The organism is Mesorhizobium sp. M7A.F.Ca.CA.004.06.1.1, from assembly GCF_003999135.1.
In the GTDB taxonomy this organism is placed as follows: Bacteria; Pseudomonadota; Alphaproteobacteria; order Rhizobiales; family Rhizobiaceae; genus Mesorhizobium.
Genome location: NZ_RZPQ01000808.1, coordinates 1 through 2,576, shown reverse-complemented (window position 1 = coordinate 2,576; position 2,576 = coordinate 1). Strand labels below are relative to the sequence as shown.

The window sequence follows — 2,576 nt, the reverse complement described above, 5'->3', positions numbered from 1 at the left end:
GTCGTGGCGAATATCCGCCGCCAATATCGCGATCTCCAGCATATCCGGCTCCGGTGCACCGTCGCTGCCGGTGGTCGCCAGGCCGCAGGCCAAAGCGAGCGGCGCCAGGCAGCTTATGTCGAGCGCCCGGCCGGCAATCGCGGCCGGCGTTTCCGGCACGGTCTCGGCAAAGCGAACTGGACGCTGGCTGAGGCACTCGACCAGCAGCGCCGAACAGATCGCCGCGATTGCCTGCAGTCCGGCGCCTGGCGTGGCCAAGGCGGCCAGGAGGTCGCCATGCCGCTTGCGCATCGTGGCATGGACGGCCGCGAAATCGGCTTCGTGGATGCGGGCATTGTCGATGTTCAGGCCGGCAAGCACCGCCTTGGTCAGATAATACATATCGCGCCGGAACAGGCGCTCCGCGCTCAGCTGGCGATCCTCGTTGCCGATCGGGAAATAGGTGCCGAGGCCCTTTACCGTCGTGCCGTCCACCTTGATCGGGCGCTCATGCGGGACGAAAGCTTCAGCGATCGACAGCGCCTCGTCGACGGCACTGGCGGCATGGCTGAGCAGGCCTTCGATGCCCTTGCCCGGAAACGGCGGCAGATGGCTGGTTGCTTCGCGCAGGATGCTGGCATCGCCGCTGCCGTCATGGCGGCTCTGGCGGATGATTTCGCGGACTTCCCGCAGCCGATCCTTCAGATTGACGCGGACATCTTCGGAGATTTGTCGGAGCATCGCAGATCGCCTTGAAATTTGCTGCGGATAGCCGCCAACCGGGGCAGCCGCCACTCTCTACATTGTTCCTATCGATTGGTAGATCAATAGGCGATACTAGACCAGCATGCAGAATCGGCGGCAGCGCGCTCGTCCGTCGCCGCAGGGGGAGAGACAGACTTGGGCAGACGACGACAGGGCGAAAGCGAAGACGGTCGAGGCGAGGCAACCGAGCAGGTCGCCAGCGAAAGCCGAACGGATCGCCTCAGGATTCGCGCCGCCTGGATGTATTTCGTCGAACAGATGACGCAGAACGAGATCGCCGACGTGCTCGGCGTCGGTCGCGTCACCATCGTGCGCATGCTGGCGGATGCCCGGGCGCGCAACGAAGTGAAGATCACCATCGAGAGCGAATTGTCGGAAATCGTGCGGCTTGAGCGCGCGCTGGAGAAGACGTTCGGGCTGCAGCAGGCGCTGGTGGCGCCGCTTTCGGCACCCAATGCCGATCCGATACCAGCGATCAGCGCCAAGACCGGCAGTTTCCTGTCGGACACGATGAAGTCCGGCATGCGGGTCGGCGTCGGCTGGGGGCAGACGCTGTTCTCGAGCCTGCCCTTCATCAGCGCCAAGTCGCTCACCGATTTCAAGGTGATTTCGCTGCTTGGCGGTGTCGGCGTCGTGCGCCGGGTAAACCCAGCCGAGTTCGCCTGGCGCTTCGCTCAGATATTCCAGGGCGACGGCTATCTGATGCCGACACCAGCCGTCGTCGACAGCGTCGAGACCAAGATCGCACTGATCGAGCGCTGCGGCCTGCAGGAGATTTTCGAAATGGCCGACGTGCTTGATGCCGTTCTGCTGAGCGTCGGCGGGATTGCCTCGGCCACCACCTTCTCTCGGGGCGGCTTTCTCAAGGAGGCGGATCGGGAGGCCCTGCTTGCGCGAGGCGCCGTGGGTGACCTCCTGTTCCATTTCTTCGACCGCAACGGCGATCTGGTCGACCATCCGGTCAACAGCCACGTGATGTCGGTGGATGTCGACCGTCTGCGCAAGGCGCCGATCCGTATCCTCACCTCCGGTGGCGAGGAGAAAACCGAAGCGCTGCTCGGCGCCATGACCCTCATCGCCCCAACCATCCTGATCACCGACGAGGAGAGCGCGCGGCGTATGCTGGAGGCGGTCAGCGGAAGCTGAAACTGTCCGTGATGTAGTCCGGCCAGGCCTGCTGTTCGTCGAAAACAGCGGCGAGATCCGGTGTGTCCGCCAGTATTCCGCTCAGCACCAGCGCGGTGGCGATGCCGGCGCTGTTTCCCCCCGATATATCGTGTTCGACGCTGTCGCCGACACAGACCACGGTGCCAGGGTCCGGCTCGCCGGCCAGCGCCAGCGCGGCTTCGAAAATCGCCTTGTCGGGCTTGCCGATACGGGTAACGCTGCCGCCCAGGCTTTCATAGAGATCGGCCAGACGACCGGCGCCGAAGCGAGGGCCAACGGTCGTCAGCATGACGATGTCGGGATTGGTGCAGAAACACGGCACCCGCCGCTCTGCAGCCGGCGCGAACAGCCTGCGATAATGGTCGAGGTCAAAGCGGTCACCCTCGCTGGCCGCGATCAGCACCAGTTCGGCCTCATCGCCGGACCCGGTCAGCACAAAAGGCAGGCCCTCGATCGCGGAGCGGTCAGCTTCACGGCTGATCAGCAGACATTTTGTCCCTGGGCGCAGCTTCCCCGAAATCGCCATCTGCCTGAAGGATCGCCACGCCACCTCGCCGGAAGAAACGAAATGATCCCAGCTTCCCGCTTCGAAGCCGAGTTTCATGAGCCGGCTTTCATTGGGTCGTGCCCGCCTGCCGGAGTTCGAAACCAGCACCACGGTCTTG

The 2,576-nt window shown here is 64.1% G+C and carries 3 protein-coding genes; 1 reads left to right on the top strand and 2 read right to left on the bottom strand.

Annotated features, from left to right (window positions below; all coding sequences use genetic code 11):
- A partial coding sequence (locus tag EN906_RS30450; protein WP_127375618.1) for a hypothetical protein occupies nt 1–720 on the bottom strand: 720 nt, incomplete at its 3' end.
- A gap of 159 nt (nt 721–879) precedes the next feature.
- Here EN906_RS30450 and EN906_RS30445 point away from each other — a divergent pair.
- Nucleotides 880–1,890 carry a sugar-binding transcriptional regulator gene (locus EN906_RS30445; RefSeq protein ID WP_127269653.1) on the top strand — a complete coding sequence of 337 codons (1,011 nt, stop codon included), beginning with the start codon at nt 880–882 and terminating at the stop codon, nt 1,888–1,890.
- On the opposite strand, the gene EN906_RS30440 is transcribed toward EN906_RS30445, so the two are convergent.
- Nucleotides 1,877–2,576, bottom strand: a 700-nt coding sequence (locus tag EN906_RS30440; protein ID WP_127375617.1) for a TIGR01459 family HAD-type hydrolase, incomplete at its 5' end; no start/stop codon positions are given. The two genes, EN906_RS30445 and EN906_RS30440, sit on opposite strands and share 14 nt — an antisense overlap.